This window comes from Chryseobacterium indologenes (assembly GCA_016025055.1).
In the GTDB taxonomy this organism is placed as follows: Bacteria; Bacteroidota; Bacteroidia; order Flavobacteriales; family Weeksellaceae; genus Chryseobacterium; species Chryseobacterium indologenes.
In genome coordinates, this window is sequence record CP065590.1 from 18,651 (window position 1) to 39,880 (window position 21,230).

A 21,230-nucleotide genomic window follows, 5' to 3' on the forward strand; every position below is an offset into this window, starting at 1 on the left:
AAATTACACAACAATAACTAACTGAATAGTACGGAAATTTGCATTATCAGATAACTCTAAAATTTGTAAACAATGGAAAATAAACAATTTCAATTCAAGACGAACATCAATTGCGGCGGCTGTATCGCATCTGTAAAGCCGCACTTGGACAAGGCAGAGGGCATCTGCCATTGGGAAGTGGACACGGCCAACAAGGACAAGGTACTTACCGTGAAGTCCGAGGGCATTACCGAGCAGGAAGTAATATCGACCGTGCAAAAGGCAGGCTTCAAAATAGAACCTTTGGATGCCTAAGCCAGCAACTTTTTGAAATGCCCTTTTTCCGACCGAATTTCCATGAGGTTGGGTTGATGAAAAAGGGCATTTTATCAATTCTGAAAAAGACGATAGGTTATTGCGTATATGGCATTATTTTTCCATATAGCAAAAAAAACGTAAAACGATATAAAAAACCAATTTAATTTGTAACTTTGTTGCGTTGAAAAATTATAGAATACATATAGGCATTTTGACATTGTTCTGTTTGGTTTTCTTTATGATGCCAAGTCAGAGCTATGCCTGTTCCAAAAATTCAACAAAGACCGAGCAGTCTTTCTGCTCAAAGGAGAAATCCAAAAAATCAGAACATAAAAAAGGTTGCAAGAGCAAATCCTGTAAAAAATGCAAAAGTGACAAATGCGGGGGCGGTTGTTCCCACAGCTCTTGCAGGTGCGGTGCTTCAACCACTTCCCTAAATGTCCCAACCGTAATCGAATTAAAGGCAAAAAATCACTTAGCAGCAGCTAAAAAGCAAAAATTCGGTTTCAAAGAAGCCTACTATTCTTCGGGCTTTTTCTCCATTTGGCTACCGCCTAAAATAAGCTAAAACTATGGCCTGATAGCCATAGGTATGTCCTGTCAGAAGCTGTTCCGGCTTTTGCAAATCCCCCTATTTGTATCATTTATTTAAAATTTAAAACAGAAATGGGTTTATCAATCCCCCGTTTCTCAAAATGTAATTATTATGAAATCATTATCAAAAATAGTGATGGTAATCGCCGTATTACTATCATCAATAAACGGCTTCGCACAAATCAAGAATGCGAAAACAGAAACCGTAAAGATTTACGGCAATTGTGGTATATGCAAAACCACCATCGAAAAGGCAGGTAACGTAAAAAAGGTAGCCAGTGTGGACTGGAACAAAGATACCAAGATGGCTACGCTCACCTATGACGGCGACAAAACAAATCAGGATGAAATCCTGAAACGTATCGCTTTGGCTGGTTATGACAGTGAGAAGTTCCGTGCGCCGGATGACGTATATGCTAAACTGGCTGGTTGCTGCCAGTATGATAGACCAGTGAAGACGGTTGCCAAAAACAAGGAGGCGGGAATGGACATGAATGCCGGACATGGCAATCACGACCATAGTCAAATGGCAGCTAACAAAGATGCAGCCCAAAACCAATCACAGCTAAAGGCTGTATTTGACAACTACTTTTCAGTGAAAGATGCTTTGATAAAAACCGATGCGGCGACCGCATCTGCCAAAGCCGCTGAATTGGCTGCATCCCTTAAAGCAGTCGATATGAATAAGCTATCGGCAGAGGAACATACGGCTTGGATGAAAGTGATGCAGGACTTGACCGCCAATGCGGAAAGCATTTCAAAATCAAAAGATGTTGCAAAACAAAGAAGTGCTTTTGCGGCACTTTCGGGAAGCATCTACACACTGGCCAAAGTGTCTAAACAGGATACTCCCGTTTATTACCAGCACTGCCCTATGTACAATGGAGGTAAGGGAGCCAATTGGCTAAGTAAAGAGAATGCTGTTAAAAACCCATATTACGGCTCACAGATGCTTACCTGCGGCAGTACGGTCGAAACCATTAAATAACAGGTCTGAAAGCTATGGTACAGTACAATGACATGGTGCAGGCGCTTAAAGACCTAAGACAGCGTGGATACAGTATGGACTTTAGTCTGTTGCCGGACTGCCTGTACTGTGCGTCAAGGAGCCTGAAACTAAAACCGGAGGATTTTACGGTTACGGAAACCCATAGGTTTGAAAGCCTCGACAGCAGTCCTGATAACAATGCCGTGATTTATGCCATATCGTCCAATGATGGTAAGAATAAAGGCGTACTTGTGGATGCCTATGGTGCTTATGCCGAAGAAATGACCCATGAGATGGCAAAAAAATTAAGTGCAACATAACTTTTAAAACCCCTTATTATGAAAAAATACACGTGTCCCATGCACCCGCAGGTGCTAAAAGACGAACCAGGCAAATGCCCGCTTTGTGGCATGGCACTGGTTCCAGTTGGCGGTAGCTCAGTTTCTCATGTACAAAAATCAGGACATGGGCATTCCGGGCATTCTCATCATAACCAAGCCAGAGATAGCTTTAACAAACATGAGGGGCATCATACAGGCGATTTTCTCGCTCGTTTTTGGATAAGCCTCGTCATTACAATCCCTATCCTGCTCCTGTCACACATGATACAGCAATGGTTGGGTTTCAGCCTTGCTTTCAATGGAGATAAATATGTGCTGCTGGCATTGGGTACAGTGATTTATAGCTATGGAGGCTTGCCGTTCCTAAAGGGAATGATTGGCGAGGTGAACGCCAAAGCCATAGGGATGATGACACTTGTTGCTATCGCTATATCCGTAGCCTATGTCTATTCCGTAGCCGTTGTATTTGGCTTGCAGGGCATGGACTTCTTTTGGGAACTGGCTACGCTTATCGACATCATGCTGTTAGGGCATTGGCTGGAAATGCGTTCCCAAATGGCTGCTTCACGGGCTTTGCAATCATTGGTTGCTTTGCTGCCTAACGATGTCACGGTGGAGCGAAACGGAGAAGCGGTAAAAATAAAGCTTGAAGACCTGCAAAGCGGTGAAACGGCTATCATAAAACCGGGTGAAAAAATTCCAGCCGATGGATTGGTACTGGAGGGGCTTTCGTATATCAACGAGAGCATGCTTACCGGAGAAAGTATTCCCGTGAAAAAGGAAAAGGACGGAAAGGTCATCGCAGGCTCTATCAATGGCGATGGTGCGCTGAAAGTTAAGGTAACAGCCGTTGGAAAAGACAGCTACCTGAACAGGGTTATCAATCTTGTGCAGGAGGCACAAGCTACTAAGAGCAATACGCAAAACCTTGCGGACAAAGTTGCCAAATGGCTCACCTTTATTGCCATTGCCGTTGGCATAGGCACATTTGCCTATTGGTATGCAAGCAGTGGAGATATTGCCTTTGCGCTTGAAAGAATGGTGACGGTAATGGTAACGGCCTGCCCGCACGCATTGGGCGTGGCTATCCCGTTGGTGGTCGCCATTTCCACAACGCTATCGGCGACCAATGGTCTGCTCATCCGCAACCGCACAGCATTTGAAACCACCCGAAAACTTTCCACTGTCATTTTTGATAAGACCGGAACGCTCACCAAAGGTTCCCATGCCGTAGAAAAGGTTATACCGTTAACAGACGAATATAATGCCGATGAGGTTATCCAGTATGCTGCCGCAGTACAGCAAAATTCGGAACACCATATCGCCAAAGGCATTATGGCTACATTGAAAGAAAAGAGCCTTGCCTTATGGAAGTCTGAAAACTTCAGCTATATGCAGGGCATAGGTGTTAAAGGTGTTGTGAACGGGAAAAATGTCGTAGCTGGCGGCCCGAATTATTTCACCGAAAACCACCTTTCCCTGCCTGAAATTCCAAACGAAATCAATCAAGAGGCCGAAACGGTCAACTTTGTCCTCATTGATGACCGGGTAATCGGCATCATTACTTTGGCAGACAGCATCCGGGAGGGTTCGGCACAGGCGATTGAGGAACTCAAAAAAATGGGCATCAAGTCCTTTCTGCTCACCGGGGACAACGACAGGATTGCTGCTGCCGTAGCCGGAAAATTGGGTATGGACGGGTATTTGGCTAATGTGCTTCCGCACAACAAGCAGGAGAAAGTAAAGGAGTTTCAGGCAAAAGGCGAAATCGTAGCAATGACTGGTGATGGTGTAAATGATGCACCTGCACTGGCACAGGCAGATGTGGGCATTGCCGTGGGTTCCGGTACGGACGTGGCTGCCGAAACAGCGGATATCATATTGGTAGACAGCGACCCGAGGGATGTGGTCAAACTGATTGACTTCGGCAAACTTACCTACAAAAAGATGGTACAGAACCTGATATGGGCGGTTGGCTACAACGTGGTGGCAATACCGCTTGCGGCAGGCGTACTCTATCCGAATTTTGTTTTAAGTCCCGCTATGGGTGCTGTGCTGATGAGTGTAAGCACCATTGTAGTGGCTATTAACGCAAGTTTTTTAAAAATCAAAAAATAAATAAAAATGAAAAATCTAACATTATCAATCATTGCTGTTATCATGGCATTTGTAACAGTATCATGCAATCAGGCATCCAACAAAAACGAGCAGTCTTCAAGTGATACTGCTGTTGTATCACAAGAACAGTCAGCTTCCCAACCAAAAGAGGATGATACGGTAGCTGCGCCCGTTGTGAGTGAAACTCCGAGCGGTCAGGAAGCAAAAGCAACAGGAAAAGAAGAAGCAAAAAACTTTTCTATTGCGCCCATAGTTACCGATTATCTATCATTAAAGAACGCACTTGCTTCAGATAATGACAAAGCTGCCGCCAATGCAGGAAAAAGCTGTTGGGTACTTTGAATAAGGTGGATATGAAAACTATTCCAGCCGATAAGCATAAAGAGTTTATGGAAATTTTTGAAAGTGCAAAAGAAAATGCCGAGCACATTGGCGAAAATGCTGGGAAGATAGACCACCAAAGAGAACATTTAGCGTCGCTTAGCGAAGATTTGAAAGACCTGGTTAGTTTGTTCGGCACATCACAAACATTGTATCAAGACCATTGCCCGATGTTCAATGACGGGAAAGGAGCTGTTTGGTTCAGCGAAAACAAAGAAATCAAAAATCCTTACTACGGTTCAAAAATGATTAGCTGCGGTAAGGTACAGCAAACAATTAACGGTAAATAAATTTAGGGTTATGGAAAATATGCAGAACAACCACCATACAGGTCATGCTTCAGGGCATGGTGCGCACAATTCAAGCCATGCTTCAGCCATGTACAAACGCTTTGCGATTATGGCTGTCGTAATGTTCGGTGCAATGTATTTTATTATGTACGCTATGATAGACGGGTTGCGCAACCTTATACCCAATATCAACAATTTGTATATGACCCTGCTGATGACTTCGGCAATGTTGCTTATCGAATTAGTGGTAATGAAAGTGATGTACGCTAACAGGAAAATGAACTGGATGATAGCCATATTTTCAGTCGCCGTTGGCATCTTTTCATGGTTTGGTATAAGGGAGCAAATCAATGTGGGGGACAAACAATTTGTAAAAGGTATGATACCCCATCACGCAGCAGCAATATTGATGTCCGAAAAGGCAAAGCTGACCGACCCGGAACTGATACAGTTGCAAAAAAACATACTTGAAACCCAAGCGGAAGAAATTGAATTGATGAAGCGCAAGCTGAAAGAGTTTGAAGAAAGTAAATAATAAAATTTCAAAAAATAGTTTTAACATGAGCAAAATAATAATTTGCTTTATTTCCTCTTTAACTCTGCTATTCACCGCTTGCGGGCAGACAGGGTCAAATAAGGATGAAGCGGCACAGCATCATTCGCAGGCAACTCCGGCAAGCCACGAACATGATGTCCAAATAGGCGAATTGGTGCCATTGGATGAAGTCTGCATGGTAAATGATGCCTATATGGGCAAAAAGCAGTTTGAAGTAAAATTTGATGGTAAAACCTATTACGGATGTTGCGAAATGTGTAAGGAACGTATTCCAAAAGATGCGACCGTGCGGATGGCGATAGACCCCTATTCCCATAAGCAGGTAGACAAAGCTAATGCGGTGATTGCTGTGACAGGAAATAACGGTGAAGTTTCTTATTTTGAAAACAAGGAGAATTATGCCAAGTATGTGAAAAAACAGTAGACACAAAAAGATGAAGCCACAATAAAATAATTATGACCATAAAGAAGAAAATCATATTGGGGCTGGCTGTCGTCCTGATTGCCATACAGTTCTTTCAGCCCTTACGGAACCAGGCGGTTGAAGTGCCAGCCACCCATATCGAAAGAGTGTACGCCGTACCCCAAAATGTAAAGGCTATCCTTGTTCAGTCCTGTTATGACTGCCATAGCAACAATACCCATTATCCGTGGTACAGCCGTATCCAGCCCGGCGCATGGTACATGGCAGAGCATATAAAAAAGGGGAAAGAGGAACTCAACTTTAGCGAATTTGGCGACTATTCTGTCCGCAGGCAGCGAAACAAGTTCAGGGCTATGGCCGGGCAGGTTAAGGACGGGGAAATGCCGTTGTCATCATACACACTAATTCATCGCAATGCAGTATTGTCACCGGAGGATAAGCAGGTTTTGATAGCGTGGTTTAGGACAATGGAAGACAGCATTAAATAAAATTTTTCAAATCATGAACAGATATAATAAAATACCTATAAGAATTTTGCAAACAGTGCTGATACTGCTTTGCACGCAAACGCTGTTTGCACAGAGAGTGGTGCATTACGAGCTGTATGTAAAAGATACGCTTGTCAACTATGCAGGTAAGCAAAAAGGGCAATTGCCGTAAACGGGCAAATCCCCATGCCCACCCTTACCTTTACCGAGGGCGACACTGCCGAAATAGTGGTGCACAACCAATTGAAAGAAAGCACATCACTTCACTGGCATGGTGTGTTCCTGCCCAATAAAGAAGACGGTGTGCCCTGGCTTACACAAAAACCCATCGCACCGGGCACAACCTACACCTACCGTTTTCCGATTATCCAGCATGGTACGCACTGGTACCATTCCCACTCAGGATTGCAGGAGCAGATTGGCATGTACGGAAGTTTTATCATGAAGAAAAGAAGCGATGATAAGACATTCAGAAAAGGAATTGACGATTTGCCGACCGTTCCAATTATATTAAGTGAGTGGACAAATCTTAACCCCGATAATATCAACCGTATGCTACACAATGCAAATGATTGGGCGGCCATTAAGAAAGGCGCAACACAATCATATGTTGAAGCTATTAAGGAGGGAAAATTAGGGGTAAAGGTAAAAAACGAGTGGAAGCGGATGCTGGCGATGGATGTCAGTGACGTTTACTATGATAAAATCCTAATAAATGGTAGCCATAGCACCGATTTGAAAACAATTGATGGTAAAAAGCTAAAAGCAGGCGACAAAGTCAGATTGCGTGTTTCCAATGGAGGGGCGTCTTCATATTTCTGGCTACGGTATGCTGGAGGAAAAATTACAGTAGTAGCGAATGATGGGAATGATGTTGAGCCTGTAGAGGTGGACAGGTTAATCATTGCCGTATCGGAAACCTATGATGTGGTCGTTACCATCCCCGAAGACGGATTGGCGTATGAGTTTTTAGCGACTACCGAGGACAGGACACAATCGGCAAGCTACTTTATTGGTAACGGTGTCAAACAGCTTATTTCTCCGCTGCCACGACTGAAGTATTTCGAGGGGATGAAGATGATGAACGACATGATGAAGATGAACGGCGATTTGGACGATATGGGCATGAAGATGAGCCTGAACCAAATGGATATGAACGTGGTCATGTACCCCGAAATAACAGGGGAAGCGGGAAAGAAAGCAGACCACAGCAAGCACGGGGGTATGAATATGGACAACGACCCCAACCGTTATAATGCAAATGCTTTGGGAGATATTGTTACCTTAAACTATGCCATGCTCAAATCTCCCTACAATACCACGCTTCCCAAAGATGCGCCCGTAAAGGACATAAAATTTACCCTTACCGGGAATATGAACCGCTACGTTTGGAGCATGGACAACAGGGTACTTTCTGAAACGGACAAAATACCCGTTAAGAAAGGCGAAGTACTGCGCATCACCATTTATAACAACTCCATGATGCGCCACCCGATGCACCTGCATGGATTTGATTTCCGGGTACTGAACGGCAAAGGTGAAAATGCACCTATGAAAAATATCATTGATATTATGCCGATGGAAACGGACACCATCGAGTTTGCCGCCAATGAGGAGGGCGATTGGTTCTTTCACTGCCACATCCTGTACCACATGATGTCGGGGATGAACAGAGTGTTTGCCGTAGGCGATTACCAAAATCCCTACCTGCCTGATAAGGCTAAATCATATAAGGCATTACAGCGGGAAAGCAATATGCCCCATTTCATGGCACAGAATGATTTCGCCACTAATGGTAATGACGGTATGGCAATGCTGCAAAACACAAGATGGAACTTGAGTTCGGAATGGCGTTTAGGTTACAATGATATGCACGGCTATGAAGTAGAAACCCATTTGGGCAGATACTTGGGGAAAATGCAATGGTTTATGCCCTTTGTGGGATTTGACTGGCGTTACCGTAAAATGGGAATAGACGAACACGAAACAAACTTATTCGGACAAAAGAATGAAAAGGATACACGCCGGGCTGTGAGCTTAGGTTTTGTGTACACCTTACCTATGCTCGTTAATTTTCAGGCAGAGGTTTATCACGATGGTATTGTAAGGCTGGCGCTGATGCGTGAGGATATTCCCATCACCAAAAGGTTAAGGGGCGGCTTTATGGTCAACACAGACTTTGAATATATGGGAGAACTTAGCTACATCCTCAACAAAAACATAGGCATACGCACCCACTATGATAGTGATATGGGATGGGGTGTAGGGCTTGCCTTGACTTATTAAAATTGAATAACTAAGGTTGTAAACTGCGAACCGTAAAATATCGGTCAAAAAACAGTTGGTGATGCGGGCATAATTCGTAATGATTAACCTGCATCATACTACAACCCATAAAATTATGCAGCAAAATCTAAGCGCCTCCATCATCAACACAATAGGGGTATAAAATACTATAAGCAGTAGTTGCATAATAAGCTAATATGAACAGTATAAGCTTTTCTATATTAACGAACAATGTGTATATCAAAATAATCGGATGAATAAATTCTATAATGAAACACTACATAAACTTGAAACATCAATCAGCGAATTGGAAATTGAAACTGATTGCTCCATACAGCGTATAGAAGCCGTTATACACCTGATTGTAGAATGCCTGTCCGATGTAAAAGAGTATGTCTTGAAAAAAGGGTTTAGAAATGTTGATGAAGAAATCCGTTTTTTCAAATATCAAAAACCAACTATTGTTGCAAAACTCATCTACTATAATGCCATTTATAAAATTGAAACAAGAAAGCCCTATGGAGCAAAACGCATCAGGAAATATTTTACCAAAGAGCTAAAAAAGCTAAAAAGGTTCTTTGACAACAACCTTGATTTTTACAAGTATTACCGAAGTAATAATTCTTTTGTTGACGAGAAGTTTTTTGTACGTGATAAGCACGATATAAGACTATGGTTGGACACATTTTATTTTGAGGCAGACCATCGCTTTTCTACTTCGCACGATTATAAGGTTGCCAAGATAATTGCCAATGACCTGATACAAGTTTATTTGGAAGACAGGTTAAATAATATCAATCAGAAAAAGGTTTCAGACAATTCGTTGAAATGGACAGCAAGTAAAACTGCACTCACGGAACTCATTTATGCACTGTACTCCCACGGTGTATTTAACAATGGGAATACAGACATAAAATTGATTGCCAAAACTTTTGAAGATGCCTTTAATATTGAATTAGGCGACTTTTACCACACGTTTATGGAACTGAAAGCCCGCAAAATAAACCGTACAAAATTCCTTGACAATCTGTGTGAAGCACTGATAAAGAAAATGGACGAGCAGGACGAAAAGTAAACAACCCTTACAATACGCCCCGTGGCAAATGAACGCCTTTTGTCCGTATAATGCTTTCCTGAACCGTTGGAGTTTCTTTCTGCTTTTCTGCCTGCTCCGGAGCATCTTGTTTGGTTTCCGGTGTAATAGATAGCTGTATCTTTCTTTCTACGGCAGCCAGTTCCGTTTTAAGCTCACTCAATCGGCTTTCCTTAGACCAAGTACCGTTAACCACTTCTTGAAGTATAGGCAGGTCTTTTTGTATTTCAGCAATCTTCTCTTGTTCCTGCTTCACAAAGCCCGGCAATTTTTCCAAAGCCCTCAAAAAATTCATTGTGGCAGTTTCGGGGTCTTTTGCCATTATACCATTGTTGTATGTGTACTTGATATTGCCATCGCCCTGAATAAAGAAACGGTTGTACTTTTCAACAAGACTGCTGCTGTCTTTCTGCGTCATTTCTGTTTTTACCAATAAGGTAAAACCATACAGTGTACCGATTTCATCATATTGCCCCCCGGTGAGTGCTTTGTCCGCAATCTCGTTCAGCTTTGCACCGATTTGTTTCGGATTTGCATTAGGTGGCAAGCCATCCAACAGCACAGGGTTTTCGATTGTACCGTCCGAACGCTTTTGTAGGCGTTGCTGTAAGTTTTCCCAGTCGGTACTCATCCGGTTCAAACGGGATTGAGTGCTTTGCAACATTTCCGTATAATCCTGTACCTTAAATTTGGCACTGGATTTAGAACGGTTGAACGCCTGCTTTTCGCTTTCCAATCCGGCAATCTGTTTTTCCAGTTTGGCTTTATCCAAAAGGTCTGTATTTCCTGACAGGATTGCCACATATTCCGAAAAGTTCATTCCTGATTTTTCATCCATACTTCCCTCGTCAATCGTTCTTTTGGTCAGGTTGTTGGTCTTTAACTGGTCTATGAAAAGCTGCTTATTGTACAACAGGTTAAACTTGTAGCTATCCAAAGATTTCTCAACGGCATAGATGATAACAGCCACTTTATTATCGGCAAAGAATTTGGCAATCTCATTGCCTTTTCTTACAGCCCTGCCATCACGTTGGGCAAGGTCAGACGGTCGCCACGGCGTATCTAAGTGATGAACGGCAACGGCTCTTTTCTGTGCGTTTACGCCAGTTCCAAGCATACTTGTAGAACCGAACAGCACACGGATTTTGCCCTCATTCATCCCGTTGATAAGTTCCCTACGTTGCTTGTCATTTTTCGCCTCCTGAATAAACCTTACTTCATTCGCAGGTATGCCGTGGTCTTCCACGAGCTTGCGTTTGATTTCAGAGTACACATTCCATTCGCCTGGCTTGTAGGTTCCCAAATCCGAGAAAACGAACTGCGTTCCTTTCTGTGCGTTGAACTGGTTATAATACTTGGCAATATTTGCCGCACAATGCGAAGCCTTGTTGTCGGGATGGTCGTCGTAGATACCGCTTACCATACGCATATCGAGCGACATCTTACGGGCGTAGTCCGTAGCAATGAGCATCTTTGCTTTTTCTTCCCTTTGCGATAATGGTTCTCTACCGAGCAAAGTTGCATTGCCCGTTTTGGCAAAAGCCATCAGGCTTTGTATAAAGGCTTCTTGGTCGGGCGTTGGTGGTATGTTGTACAATACCTCGTTCTTATTGGGGCGGTCAATACCAATATCCTTTGCCGTCCTGTAATCCGTGATTTCAGAATAGAACTGCGCCAGTTCCGGCACTTTGATAAAGTAGCGGAAACGCTCTTTAGCGACAATATTGTTAGCTACCGAAAATTCATAATCGGTCGTTTTCCTTGCATAGATAGCTGCCCACGCATCAAAAGAATGAATGCCTTGCTTTTCCAATGCACGGGGGCGCAGGTATTTGAACAGCAGGTACAGCTCCGTTAATGAATTGCTGATAGTTGTACCCGAAAGAAAGGTTGCGCCCATATCTGCATTGGTACGCTCCTGAATGGTGCGGATGGCAAAAAGCAGGTTCAGTGCCTTTTGGCTGCCGTCCACCTTACCCAGTCCGGCAACCCGTGTATGACGGGTGTTGAACATCAGGTTTTTGAACTGGTGGCTTTCGTCCACAAACAAATGGTCTATGCCCATCATCTTAAAGTCCACAATATCATCTTTGCGGTTTTCAATATCGTGTTGCAGCGTTTTCAGCTTTACTTCAAGATTTTCTTTCCGCTTGATTACTCCGGCGAGCATTCCCCTTGTAACTTCCTTGCCTTGCGATTTCAGCGCATCGAGATTACGTTCTACGCTGTCTAATTCTATTTCGAGAATTTCCTTTTGTATTTCGGGCGACTGCGGTATCATTCCGAACTGGTCGTGTGTGAGTATCACACAATCCCAATCATTATTTTTAATATCCCCGAAAATGCGCAGGCGTTTCTTTGGCGTAAAATCATCTATACCTGGATAAAGGATTTTAGCGTGTGGATAGGCTTTGCGGTAGTCTTCAGCAATGGCGGGTATATTCGCTTTCAGCCCGATAATCATCGGCTTGTGGGCTAATCCCAAACGCTTCATTTCCTGCGCTGCGGTACACATTATCAGCGTTTTTCCTGCGCCCACTTCGTGGTCGCAGATAGCACCGTTGTTCAGCTTTATCATCCAAACGGTGTCCTTTTGGCTTGAATACAGGTCTTCAATGCCTGCTCCCTTACGGTCTAATCCCGGAAATTCCTGATGGCTTCCGTCATAGTTCGGGCGAACGAAACAATTAAAAGTATCGTTGTACTGGTCGGTCAGGCGATTTTTAAATTCATCATTCTGTGCGTGTAGCCAGTCGGTAAAGGCGGTACGGATTTCATCAATCTTGGTGTTCGCCATTTGTATGGCTTCCATATCCCGTACTTTAATTTCTTGGTCGCCAACCATTACTTTTTTGGTAATATCAGGCGTGGTATTAACAAGGGCGTGTTTGAGCAGGGCAATACCGTCAAATGTGCGGCTTTCCGCTTTGACGGCATATTTTTCCCAAATGTGCATATTGCTCTGATGACACTTTACGGAAAAGTCGTCGGAGCTTTCGGAATAATGAACCAGTACATCCGCATCAAACAGGTGCGAGGCGAAACGGGCATAAATCCCGGTAGGTATCCACCGTTCGCCGAGGTTAAAATCCAGTTCCTCAAATTCAATCCGTTTTGGTCGGGCTTCCTCTAAAGCGGTAAGGCTTTCTTTGGCTTCGGTATCATCGGGATTGTTTTCAAGATAGGCTCTTACTTCATCGGCTTTCTCAACTACGTTGCCTGCAATCCACCGTTCGGCTATCTCGTATTCTTGTTGTAGCGGATTGTAGAACAACCGCCCGTGTAAGGCTTCTTTCAGGGTATCGGCAGGCAGGCTGCTGATTTCGGACATAAAGTCCAAATCCACGTTTCCGTACTTGTTTAGCGAGGCGGCTAAAGCCTCTTCGGGATTATCGGTTGCTAATGTGGTGGTAGAAAAGCTAACGGGACGACTGAAAATATCCGCTTTGTGGATTACGCCGCCAATGATACGCTCCAGATAAGGAATTTCTTTGCCTGCGCTGTCCGTCTTTATCAGCTTGGCATTGTCGGCAGCATTTAGATTGCCATATTTTTTGACAAAGCCATCGTACAGGAGGTTCAGGGCTTCCCGTTCTTCCTTGTGTTCGGTCTGCTTTTCAGCTTCTTTTTGGTACAGATTGATATAACTGTCCCTTACGGCTATGTAGGCTTCGGCTCTTGCTTTTTGTGCTGACGGTAATTGTAGTGGATGAAAGATTGCCGTTGCTTTATCTTCGTTTCTTTCCACATCTTGCAGATAACCGACCCAACCATTATCTACAACAAGGCAATCATTACGGTGGAACGCTTGCAGTTCGCCACTGTACGGAGCAGGTTCGGGAATGGCATTAATAACGGTATCAGGAACGGCAGACTTATCAGTCTGGCCATTACCGTTTATTTGGGAAAACAGGTCGCCGATAACTTCCTGACTATTGCCGTTTTTCTTTGGAGTACCGTTAGTGGTACCGTTGGTTTTTGGTGGTATATAGGTTTGTTGCAATGTACCACTGAACAAGTCGGTTTGGCGACCTATTGTACCTCTGCTTTTTCGAGGATTTTGCCTTTGGCTTCGGGTAGTTCTTTTGGGCAATGCAATGACGGCAACAGGTTCGCCCGCACGTTCAAACAGGTCAAAAATGCTTAGTTGCTTTAGTTCCTGCGGGCTTTCCTGATGGATTACCGAAACTGGTTCGGGTTGTGGTCTTTGCTGAATGGTTACAGGCTCTATAACCGGAGGTGTTACTGGCGGGGAAATTGGACTTTGTATAAGAGGTTCATCGTTCTGTTCGCCTCTGTACAAACTCAAATTCAAATGCTTTCCAAAATCTTCGGATAACATTTGTTTCAAATCTTTGGCAATGCCGTCAACACCGTCTTTATGCGTATAAATTAAGGCAGGCTGTCCGTAAGGGTCAGTATCTAATTTATAGTGCGTATGCACAATCCTTGTGCTGTTTTGCAACAAGGCATTGCTTGGTGTATTGTATTCTGTTTGTCTGCTACGACAAAACAGATCTTCCGCTTCGCTCAGACCTTGTTTTGTCGTATTCTTTTGCAGGATAATCAGGTCGCTGCCCACTTCTGTACCTGCATATTCGGTAAACAGGTTGTTAGGCAATCTTACAACCGAAACCAAATTATTATCCTGCATTAACGCCCTGCGTATGGGTTCGTTCTTAAGGCTGTTCAGAATGCCCTGTGAAGTAATGTAAACCAACAAACCGCCCTCACGGAGCATATCAGTACCTTTCAGAAAGAAGTAATTGTGTATGCTTCGGGCTGCTTGTTCCTTTGCGCTGTTCCTGCTTCGGGAATAGGAAAGGTCAAATACGGAAGTATCGCCAAACGGGATATTACTGGCAACTACATCATAGCTGTTTTGCTCCCTTTCGGGGATTTCTTCAAAACCGTTAATCCGGATATTGCTTTCGGGGTAAAGCTGTTTTAAGATTTTGCCAGTAAGCAAATCCTTTTCATAAGCCGTAATACTGACTTTCTGATTTTCAGAAAAGGACTGGATGAATGAGCCGATACCTGCGGAGGGTTCGAGGAACTTATCAATTTGCAAACCGCTATCACGCAAGGCTGATGAAATGGCATCTATGACCTTTGGCGGTGTATAAAAAGCCGTCAGTACGGAACTTTTCATACTGTCCACATATCTGCGGTATTGCTTATCGTCTTCGGAATTTTCTTTGAGTAGTTGGTGGAGTTCCTGCGTAATCGGAAAGAGGTCGTGTTCCGTTTTTCTCCAATTATTGATGTCTATTTCGTTTTCAATGGGGTTCAGAACGAATTTAAGACCGCCAAATCCACTGTATTGCATCATTAGCAGTCGTTCGCCTACGGTGGCTTGCCGTTTCTCCTTTTCCAGTTTAAAAACAATTCGCAGGGCATCAATATTCTGTTGGAGGTGGAAACGCTTACTGAAGCCCATTTTCCTCAATCCATATTGCGATGGTTCCGGTCAGCTCGGTATAGAGTAAATCGAACTCATAACCATAGGCGAAATCATCGGTTAATTCATATCCCGCAAATACGGGTTCGCAAACAGGAAACATTTTCAGGGCGAACGGGCGCAGTTCCTCATCTGCCATAATGGTGTCAAACTCATTGCACACCACTTTGAAAACCGTGTCGAATTTGGAGAAGTGTAAGCCCTCAAACAGTATGTAGTTGGCTATTTCGTTGCATTGCTCAACGGCGTTTCCCGAACGAAACGCACCCTCATAAGCATTAGCAGCCCACGAAGACCGTTGGTCTATAAATTTTTGGTCGTGTGCCTTTTCGGGAAAGCTGCTGTTTAATAATTCTTGCAGTCGTAATCTGAAATACGATAGGTCTTTTTGCTGTACATCCATACTATATATTGTTTAGAATTTTACTTAAATCATAAAATTATAAGTGGGAGCAAATGCCTTTGCGAATGTTGCAGGGTTTGGCGTTGAAAGGCGTTATTTGGCGTAATGGGCAATAAAAAACCTCTGAAAATCAGAGGTTCATTTTTAAGGTTTGTTGAGGATTTGGAGCATCCTACCGACTTCAATATCCATTCGTGAAAAGGCAAACCATATCTTGCCCAGGTCTTTGAGTGATGCACCGATATGGTAGAGTTCTGCACTATCAATAATCAAAAAACGGTCGTGGGCATCTGCGAAATGCTCAATATCTATGGGTGGATATTGGCTGTTGTAGCGTTGTAAATCTAACCGTAACTGGTTACTGATGCTTTTGGTAAGGATACTCGCAGTTACATTGTCTTTCCGTATGCCCAATAAGGTAAGCACGGTATCATCCACATAATTATCAAGCAAGATAATGGAACTTCCGGCATTGCGGATAATATCAGAAACAAAGGCATAGGCATCAAAAACCTGCCCGTTGTAGAAGATACCTTTTTCACTGTGCAGCTTATCGCTTTCCAAAGCCTTAAAAATTTCTTCAAATCTTTGGTCGGCTTCCAGTTGCTTCAATTCGATGTTATCCAAACGATGAAACAAAGAAGCATTGCTGATGAGCATACGCCGCATTTCTACAAAGGCTTCCATTATTTCAACACTCATTTTAACGGCTATATCCGAACGGAGTATGGCAGAAGCCATTGCCACGCCCTGTTCGGTAAATACATAGGGCAAATAACGCCTGCCGCCGTAGCTAAAACTTGAGGTTCCAATTTGGAACCTCAAGTTTTCAACTTCCTCTTCGGTCAGTTGAAAGCAGAACGAAGCAGGAAAACGCTCGATATTTCGCTTGACGGCTTTGTTCAGGTTTTTGGTTTCCACCTGATATAAGGTGGCGAGGTCGCTATCCAACATCACTTGTTTGCCACGTATGGTATAAATCAGGCTCCCGATTTCTTTGGGTACGATTGACGGTTTATTTTCCATTGCGCTTATTGCTTTTGTTTTTCTCAAACTCAAAGGAGGTTTCAGCATTTTCTTTCAGGACGATATAAGCATCGAATTTCTTTCCGGCTTTGCTTGTCATTCCTTTGATTAAAGCCGTTTTGCCCTTGTTGACAAGGCTTACTATATTTTCGATACTGATTTGTACACCGCAAACGGTACGGAACTGCACCCAGTTACAAGCCTCGTCAGGGCATTTCACAATCTTATCACGGATGATGAGTTGCTGACTTTTGCATTTCGCGCAGGTCAATTTGGGCTGATTGGTATTGGCAATAGAAGTTTGCAGCAATTCATCTGTAATGGATTTTGCATAGGTTTCCATTTCCTTTTGGAACGTTCCGGCATCTGCTTCGTTGTTTTCGATTTTCTGCAAAGCCAATTCCCATTCGGCGGTCATTGCCACATCTGCAATCTTTCGTTCTTTGACCAGTTCGTACACCTGCAATCCTTTTTCGGTAGGGATTAAGGAACGCTTATCCCGTTGGATATAATTACGGGTAAACAGTGTTTCTATAATGGCGGCTCTTGTAGCAGGAGTACCGATACCGATATTTTTCAGGGCTTTGCGTTCTTCCTCGTTTTCAATTTCCTTTCCGGCGGTTTCCATAGCCGACAAAAGCCCGGCTTCGGTGTAAAGCACTGGCGGTTTGGTCTGCTTTTCCAAAACGGCAGCTTCCTTTATTTTAAGTTCGTCGCCTTTTTGCAGTTCAGGTAGTTCCTGTACTGGCTCTTCGCCGTCATCGGTAAAACTTCCTTTGATGGAACGCCAACCCGCTTCCTGAATTTTACAGCCTTTTGCCGCAAAATCATAGTGCATAACCTGTAATGATACATCGGTTATTTCTTTCACGCAGGCTTGTGATATGGCTTCGAGCAACCGAAGCGCAATCATATTGTATATCTTGTTTTCGTCTGCGTTTAGTACCGACGGCACTTTATCTGTAATCAACAAACCGTGATGGTCCGTTACACGGAGGTCATTCACGATACGTTTGTTGAACCTTCCCCATTTAATTTTGGTAAGTGCTTGCTTGCAATCCTCACGGTTCTGCAATGCCCGCACAAGGTTTGGAATTTCTGCCCACATATCTTCAGGAATGTATTTGCTTCCGGTACGTGGGTACGTAATAAACTTCTTTTCGTACAGGCTTTGTGCGATATTAAGCGTTGCTTCAGCAGATAATTTCAGCCTTTTATTGGCTTCCTTTTGCAAGCCAGTCAGGTCGAAAAGCAAGGGCGGTTGTTCCGTAACACTTTTGGTTTCTACCGAAGTAACGGTTGCCATTGCGCCACGCTGAATAGCTTTAAGGGTATCATCGGCAAGCTGCTTTTCGTCCCATTTGATTGCGGAAATACTTTTGAAATCAACCTGTGCTTTGTTGTGCGATAATTGTATCTGCCAGTATTTCTTTACCGTGAAATTCTTATTATCGAGGTAGCGTTTACATATCAAAGCCAGTGTGGGCGTTTGCACTCTTCCGAGCGAATAGATACCGTTGCCTGCGGCAATGCTCAATGCCTGTGTAGCATTGATGCCTACAAGCCAGTCGGCACGGCTTCTGCCTTGCGCTGCCTGATACAGTCCGTCAAATGCTGCCCCGTCTTTTAGGTTGTTGAAGCCTTGCTTTATTGCCTTTTCGGTAAGCGAACTTATCCAAAGGCGTTCAAAAGGTTTGTTGCATTTCAGGTATTCATAAATGTACCTGAAAATGAGTTCGCCCTCACGACCTGCATCGGTAGCAACGATGATGCTGTTGCTTTGCTTAAAAAGCTGCTCAATGACTTTCAGTTGCTTTAATGCGCCAGTATCGGCGGTGTACCCTTTGTCTTTTTTGACCTTGCGAACGGTCAATAAAAAGGGGGTGGGCAATATCGGCAGGGATGCTTTGTCAAATCCCGAAATGCCGTAGTCTTCGGGCATTCCCAGTCCTATTAAATGACCGAATGCCCACGTAACAAAATAGCCGTTACCTGTCAGGTAGCCGTCCTTTTTATCGGATGCTCCCAACAAGCCGGCTATCTCCCTTGCTACGCTTGGTTTTTCTGCAATAATTGTTTTCATACTGTACTACATTTTTCTGCCTTTGGATTTTGCGGGCTTGTTGTCCTGTTGTTCCTGCTGCGTCTCGTTTTTCGGTCTTTGCTGCCCGGACTTCAAAGGTTCTTGGACGTTCTTGGTCGCTTCGTTGGTTTTGCCCTCCGAATTGACGGCAGTCTGCGTTTTATGGGTTTCGGCAGGTTCTACCCGTGCTTTATACTGACCGGGGAACTCGAAATTGGTCTTTCCGGTATCTTTGTCGAAAGTGATATAACCCTTATACGGTTGGTCTTTTTTATCTTTCAGTTCAACGTATATGGTTTGTCCGGCTTTGAACTTGTTATACTGCTCATCATCCAGTTCTTTGCCCCTGAAAGTTCTTGGAGCTTCCTGCGGTTGGCTTTGCTGATTGCTTTGTTGGGTGTTCTGTTGGTTGGTTTGCGCCTGCTGGTTGTTGTTGCTTCTGTCAAACAGGAACTCAACGTATCGTTTGTCAGCATTGACTTGTACCGTTGCCGAAAACTCCGTTCCCTTAGTGGAAATCATACCTTCTAAATAGAGTGGTTTGCCCTCCATCAAAGTTTGCTTTTGTTCGTCGTTCAGCTTTACGCCCTTAATTTCATCGGGGATTTTTATAAACTCCGTGCGCAATGCAATCACATCATTGGTCAGCCTGTCAATGCTGATAATGGACGGCATCAGTTCGCCTGTTTTGGAATTTACGAGATTGACCACACGCCCCATATTGCCCGTTTCAAGCAGGTTTTTCTTGTCTTCATCTGTAAACTTGTGACCGAAAAACTCAAAGTGGAGGTTAGGTTCTCTTTTGATACCGTGTATTGCCACGATAACATTGCCGTCTTCCGCTTGCTGTAAAGACAATCGGGCATCCGTGCGGAGGATAGAACCACCGAGGTTAATGCCTATCGGTAAAAGTTCATTGGTTTTGTAACCTCGTAACAAAGGGTCGAGCAGGTTTCTTTTTTCAAGATATTCTTTGCTTAATCCGAGGTTTTTCATTGTGTCCCAATCAATCTGCTCCGGCTTGTAGCGGTATTCGCTTGTTTCCGTTGTTGTTTGTGCTGTTGCCATATTATTTTGATTTTCTTGTTTTTTATCTGGTTGGGGTTCTGCTTTCACTTCGTGTTCTTTCAGCACTTTTTCGCCCTGTGGAGTGGGCTTATCTACGTGCTTTTGGAGTTCCTGCGCTTTTTCAGCAGCAACCGGGGCAGGCACTTTGAAGAAAGTAAAGTTTGTAGGGTTCTTTAACTGGCTGAAAAAATTGGAAAAGAAGTTGGAAAAGAAATCGCCGCTTTTATCCACACGCATAAACTGGTTTTGGTTTTTCTTGGTGGGTTCTACGGTTTCCATTTTCCCGTTTTCATCAATACTCTTTACTGCCTGGATTTTCATTTTCTCATTATCCAGTACGAGTAATATGTCCGAAAGCTGTTCGGGCATTTCCTGTTTATTTGTTGTTTCTTCGCTCATATTCTGAAATTTTTAAAATTTTACGGTCGAATGTAAAGGAAGCCTTCACTGATTTGCGTTATGTGGCACTCAAAGGCAGTGTTTGTCACTTATTGGCATCCAGTTTGGGCAAGGGCGGGTTAAAACTTTCCCTGATGAACTGATGCACATCGGACAGCTTGTAATACAGTTTTCCGCTAATGGTATAATAAGGGAGTTTGCCTATGGAGCGATACCGTTGCAGGGAACGGTTACTTATTTTCAGCATTTGCAATAAATCCTGATTATCCAGTAATTCCTCGCCGTCTATACTGTTGCGCTTCTTTTGTAAATCGTCTATGTGGTTTCCGAGAATGTCAAGCCTGTCCATTATGCGTTCCATCCACGCCACAAATTCCATTTTGTCGATATTCATACGGGTACGCTTTTAATGATTACCTGATTTCAGCTTTCTGCCTTTCTCGATATAGCTTTTGCCTTTCGCCATAAGCTGCTCCACATATTCATCGGTCGTCTGCACGGCGTTAGCGTTGAGCATTTCCTTGATAGCACCAATCGTATAGTAATACTGCCCGTACATTTTTGAAAAAGCTATCTGCCCGTTGGTGCGCATACGCCACAACGTTTTTTCGCTGATGTGGAGATACTGGCAGACTTCGTGGTTGTTGAGCCATAAGCTATCGTAGCTTGTATCTTCCAGTTTGAGGATATATTCGCTAATGGCTTTCAACCGTTCGTTGAGGTGCTTCCACACTTCTTCGTCAACTGTTATAATGTTCATTGCACTATTGTTTAATATTCACAGTACAAAATTCAGAAGTGTGGCAGTGTTTGTCTGCCAATGCGTACCCATTGGTTTGGCACTTTTTTCAAATTTTTTGCAATGAGAAAAACCCTTGTTTAATAAGGGTTTTAGCGTGTTTCGGTTATTTTGTAGTAGCCTTTTGCCCATATA

The 21,230-nt window shown here is 43.6% G+C and carries 16 protein-coding genes and 2 pseudogenes; 11 read left to right on the forward strand and 7 right to left on the reverse strand.

Annotated elements, in window-relative coordinates; all coding sequences use genetic code 11:
- Nucleotides 1-72 precede the first annotated feature (72 nt).
- The 11 genes and pseudogenes from H3Z85_00075 to H3Z85_00125 all read left to right on the forward strand — a co-directional run bounded on the left by H3Z85_00075 (nt 73) and on the right by H3Z85_00125 (nt 9,838).
- A complete protein-coding gene (locus H3Z85_00075; GenBank protein ID QPQ51968.1) occupies nt 73-294 on the forward strand; it encodes a heavy-metal-associated domain-containing protein in 222 nt (73 codons plus the stop codon).
- Nucleotides 295-554: 260 nt separating this feature from the next.
- On the forward strand, nt 555-734 hold the full coding sequence (locus tag H3Z85_00080) for a hypothetical protein (protein QPQ51969.1): 180 nt from the start codon (nt 555-557) through the stop codon (nt 732-734).
- Nucleotides 735-1,003: 269 nt separating this feature from the next.
- On the forward strand, nt 1,004-1,879 hold the full coding sequence (locus H3Z85_00085; protein QPQ51970.1) for a DUF3347 domain-containing protein: 876 nt from the start codon (nt 1,004-1,006) through the stop codon (nt 1,877-1,879).
- A gap of 14 nt (nt 1,880-1,893) precedes the next feature.
- Complete coding sequence (locus tag H3Z85_00090) at nt 1,894-2,199, forward strand: phosphoribosylpyrophosphate synthetase (protein ID QPQ51971.1); 306 nt, start codon at nt 1,894-1,896, stop codon at nt 2,197-2,199.
- Between the two features lie 18 nt (nt 2,200-2,217).
- Complete coding sequence (locus tag H3Z85_00095) at nt 2,218-4,338, forward strand: heavy metal translocating P-type ATPase (GenBank protein QPQ51972.1); 2,121 nt, start codon at nt 2,218-2,220, stop codon at nt 4,336-4,338.
- A gap of 6 nt (nt 4,339-4,344) precedes the next feature.
- Nucleotides 4,345-5,009 (forward strand): annotated as a pseudogene (locus tag H3Z85_00100) (DUF3347 domain-containing protein).
- 10 nt (nt 5,010-5,019) lie between these two features.
- Nucleotides 5,020-5,544: a DUF305 domain-containing protein gene (locus H3Z85_00105; protein ID QPQ51973.1), complete on the forward strand. Its 525-nt coding sequence runs from the start codon at nt 5,020-5,022 to the stop codon at nt 5,542-5,544.
- Between the two features lie 25 nt (nt 5,545-5,569).
- Nucleotides 5,570-5,989 carry a hypothetical protein gene (locus H3Z85_00110; GenBank protein ID QPQ51974.1) on the forward strand — a complete coding sequence of 140 codons (420 nt, stop codon included), beginning with the start codon at nt 5,570-5,572 and terminating at the stop codon, nt 5,987-5,989.
- A 32-nt stretch (nt 5,990-6,021) separates the two neighbouring features.
- Complete coding sequence (locus tag H3Z85_00115; GenBank protein QPQ51975.1) at nt 6,022-6,477, forward strand: heme-binding domain-containing protein; 456 nt, start codon at nt 6,022-6,024, stop codon at nt 6,475-6,477.
- A gap of 13 nt (nt 6,478-6,490) precedes the next feature.
- Nucleotides 6,491-8,763, forward strand: a pseudogene (locus tag H3Z85_00120) (multicopper oxidase domain-containing protein).
- 253 nt (nt 8,764-9,016) lie between these two features.
- Nucleotides 9,017-9,838 carry an RteC domain-containing protein gene (locus tag H3Z85_00125; protein ID QPQ51976.1) on the forward strand — a complete coding sequence of 274 codons (822 nt, stop codon included), beginning with the start codon at nt 9,017-9,019 and terminating at the stop codon, nt 9,836-9,838.
- A 7-nt stretch (nt 9,839-9,845) separates the two neighbouring features.
- On the opposite strand, the gene H3Z85_00130 is transcribed toward H3Z85_00125, so the two are convergent.
- The 7 genes from H3Z85_00130 to H3Z85_00160 all read right to left on the reverse strand — a co-directional run bounded on the left by H3Z85_00130 (nt 9,846) and on the right by H3Z85_00160 (nt 21,056).
- Complete coding sequence (locus H3Z85_00130; GenBank protein ID QPQ51977.1) at nt 9,846-15,296, reverse strand: N-6 DNA methylase; 5,451 nt, start codon at nt 15,294-15,296, stop codon at nt 9,846-9,848.
- Nucleotides 15,283-15,720: a DUF1896 domain-containing protein gene (locus H3Z85_00135; protein QPQ51978.1), complete on the reverse strand. Its 438-nt coding sequence runs from the start codon at nt 15,718-15,720 to the stop codon at nt 15,283-15,285. The genes H3Z85_00130 and H3Z85_00135 overlap by 14 nt, the downstream gene beginning before the upstream one ends.
- Nucleotides 15,721-15,864: 144 nt before the next feature.
- Nucleotides 15,865-16,746 (reverse strand): ORF6N domain-containing protein, encoded by an 882-nt coding sequence (locus tag H3Z85_00140; protein ID QPQ51979.1) that lies wholly within the window; start codon nt 16,744-16,746, stop codon nt 15,865-15,867.
- Nucleotides 16,736-18,829, reverse strand: a complete 2,094-nt coding sequence (locus H3Z85_00145; protein ID QPQ51980.1) for a DNA topoisomerase 3 — start codon at nt 18,827-18,829, stop codon at nt 16,736-16,738. The genes H3Z85_00140 and H3Z85_00145 overlap by 11 nt, the downstream gene beginning before the upstream one ends.
- Before the next feature lie 6 nt (nt 18,830-18,835).
- A complete protein-coding gene (locus tag H3Z85_00150; protein QPQ51981.1) occupies nt 18,836-20,296 on the reverse strand; it encodes a DUF3945 domain-containing protein in 1,461 nt (486 codons plus the stop codon).
- An 85-nt stretch (nt 20,297-20,381) separates the two neighbouring features.
- Entirely contained in the window at nt 20,382-20,690 is a 309-nt protein-coding gene (locus H3Z85_00155) for a helix-turn-helix domain-containing protein (GenBank protein ID QPQ51982.1), read from the reverse strand.
- A 12-nt stretch (nt 20,691-20,702) separates the two neighbouring features.
- Nucleotides 20,703-21,056, reverse strand: a complete 354-nt coding sequence (locus tag H3Z85_00160) for a helix-turn-helix domain-containing protein (protein ID QPQ51983.1) — start codon at nt 21,054-21,056, stop codon at nt 20,703-20,705.
- Nucleotides 21,057-21,230 lie beyond the last annotated feature (174 nt).

Bases quoted from the DNA above. Each gene is read 5' to 3' on its own strand.
- H3Z85_00075 (QPQ51968.1), top strand. From the start codon at position 73: ATGGAAAATAAACAATTTCAATTCAAGACGAACATCAATTGCGGCGGC.
- H3Z85_00080 (QPQ51969.1), top strand. From the start codon at position 555: ATGCCTGTTCCAAAAATTCAACAAAGACCGAGCAGTCTTTCTGCTCAA.
- H3Z85_00085 (QPQ51970.1), top strand. From the start codon at position 1,004: ATGAAATCATTATCAAAAATAGTGATGGTAATCGCCGTATTACTATCA.
- H3Z85_00090 (QPQ51971.1), top strand. From the start codon at position 1,894: ATGGTACAGTACAATGACATGGTGCAGGCGCTTAAAGACCTAAGACAG.
- H3Z85_00095 (QPQ51972.1), top strand. From the start codon at position 2,218: ATGAAAAAATACACGTGTCCCATGCACCCGCAGGTGCTAAAAGACGAA.
- H3Z85_00105 (QPQ51973.1), top strand. From the start codon at position 5,020: ATGGAAAATATGCAGAACAACCACCATACAGGTCATGCTTCAGGGCAT.
- H3Z85_00110 (QPQ51974.1), top strand. From the start codon at position 5,570: ATGAGCAAAATAATAATTTGCTTTATTTCCTCTTTAACTCTGCTATTC.
- H3Z85_00115 (QPQ51975.1), top strand. From the start codon at position 6,022: ATGACCATAAAGAAGAAAATCATATTGGGGCTGGCTGTCGTCCTGATT.
- H3Z85_00125 (QPQ51976.1), top strand. From the start codon at position 9,017: ATGAATAAATTCTATAATGAAACACTACATAAACTTGAAACATCAATC.
- H3Z85_00130 (QPQ51977.1), bottom strand. From the start codon at position 15,296: ATGGGCTTCAGTAAGCGTTTCCACCTCCAACAGAATATTGATGCCCTG.
- H3Z85_00135 (QPQ51978.1), bottom strand. From the start codon at position 15,720: ATGGATGTACAGCAAAAAGACCTATCGTATTTCAGATTACGACTGCAA.
- H3Z85_00140 (QPQ51979.1), bottom strand. From the start codon at position 16,746: ATGGAAAATAAACCGTCAATCGTACCCAAAGAAATCGGGAGCCTGATT.
- H3Z85_00145 (QPQ51980.1), bottom strand. From the start codon at position 18,829: ATGAAAACAATTATTGCAGAAAAACCAAGCGTAGCAAGGGAGATAGCC.
- H3Z85_00150 (QPQ51981.1), bottom strand. From the start codon at position 20,296: ATGAGCGAAGAAACAACAAATAAACAGGAAATGCCCGAACAGCTTTCG.
- H3Z85_00155 (QPQ51982.1), bottom strand. From the start codon at position 20,690: ATGAATATCGACAAAATGGAATTTGTGGCGTGGATGGAACGCATAATG.
- H3Z85_00160 (QPQ51983.1), bottom strand. From the start codon at position 21,056: ATGAACATTATAACAGTTGACGAAGAAGTGTGGAAGCACCTCAACGAA.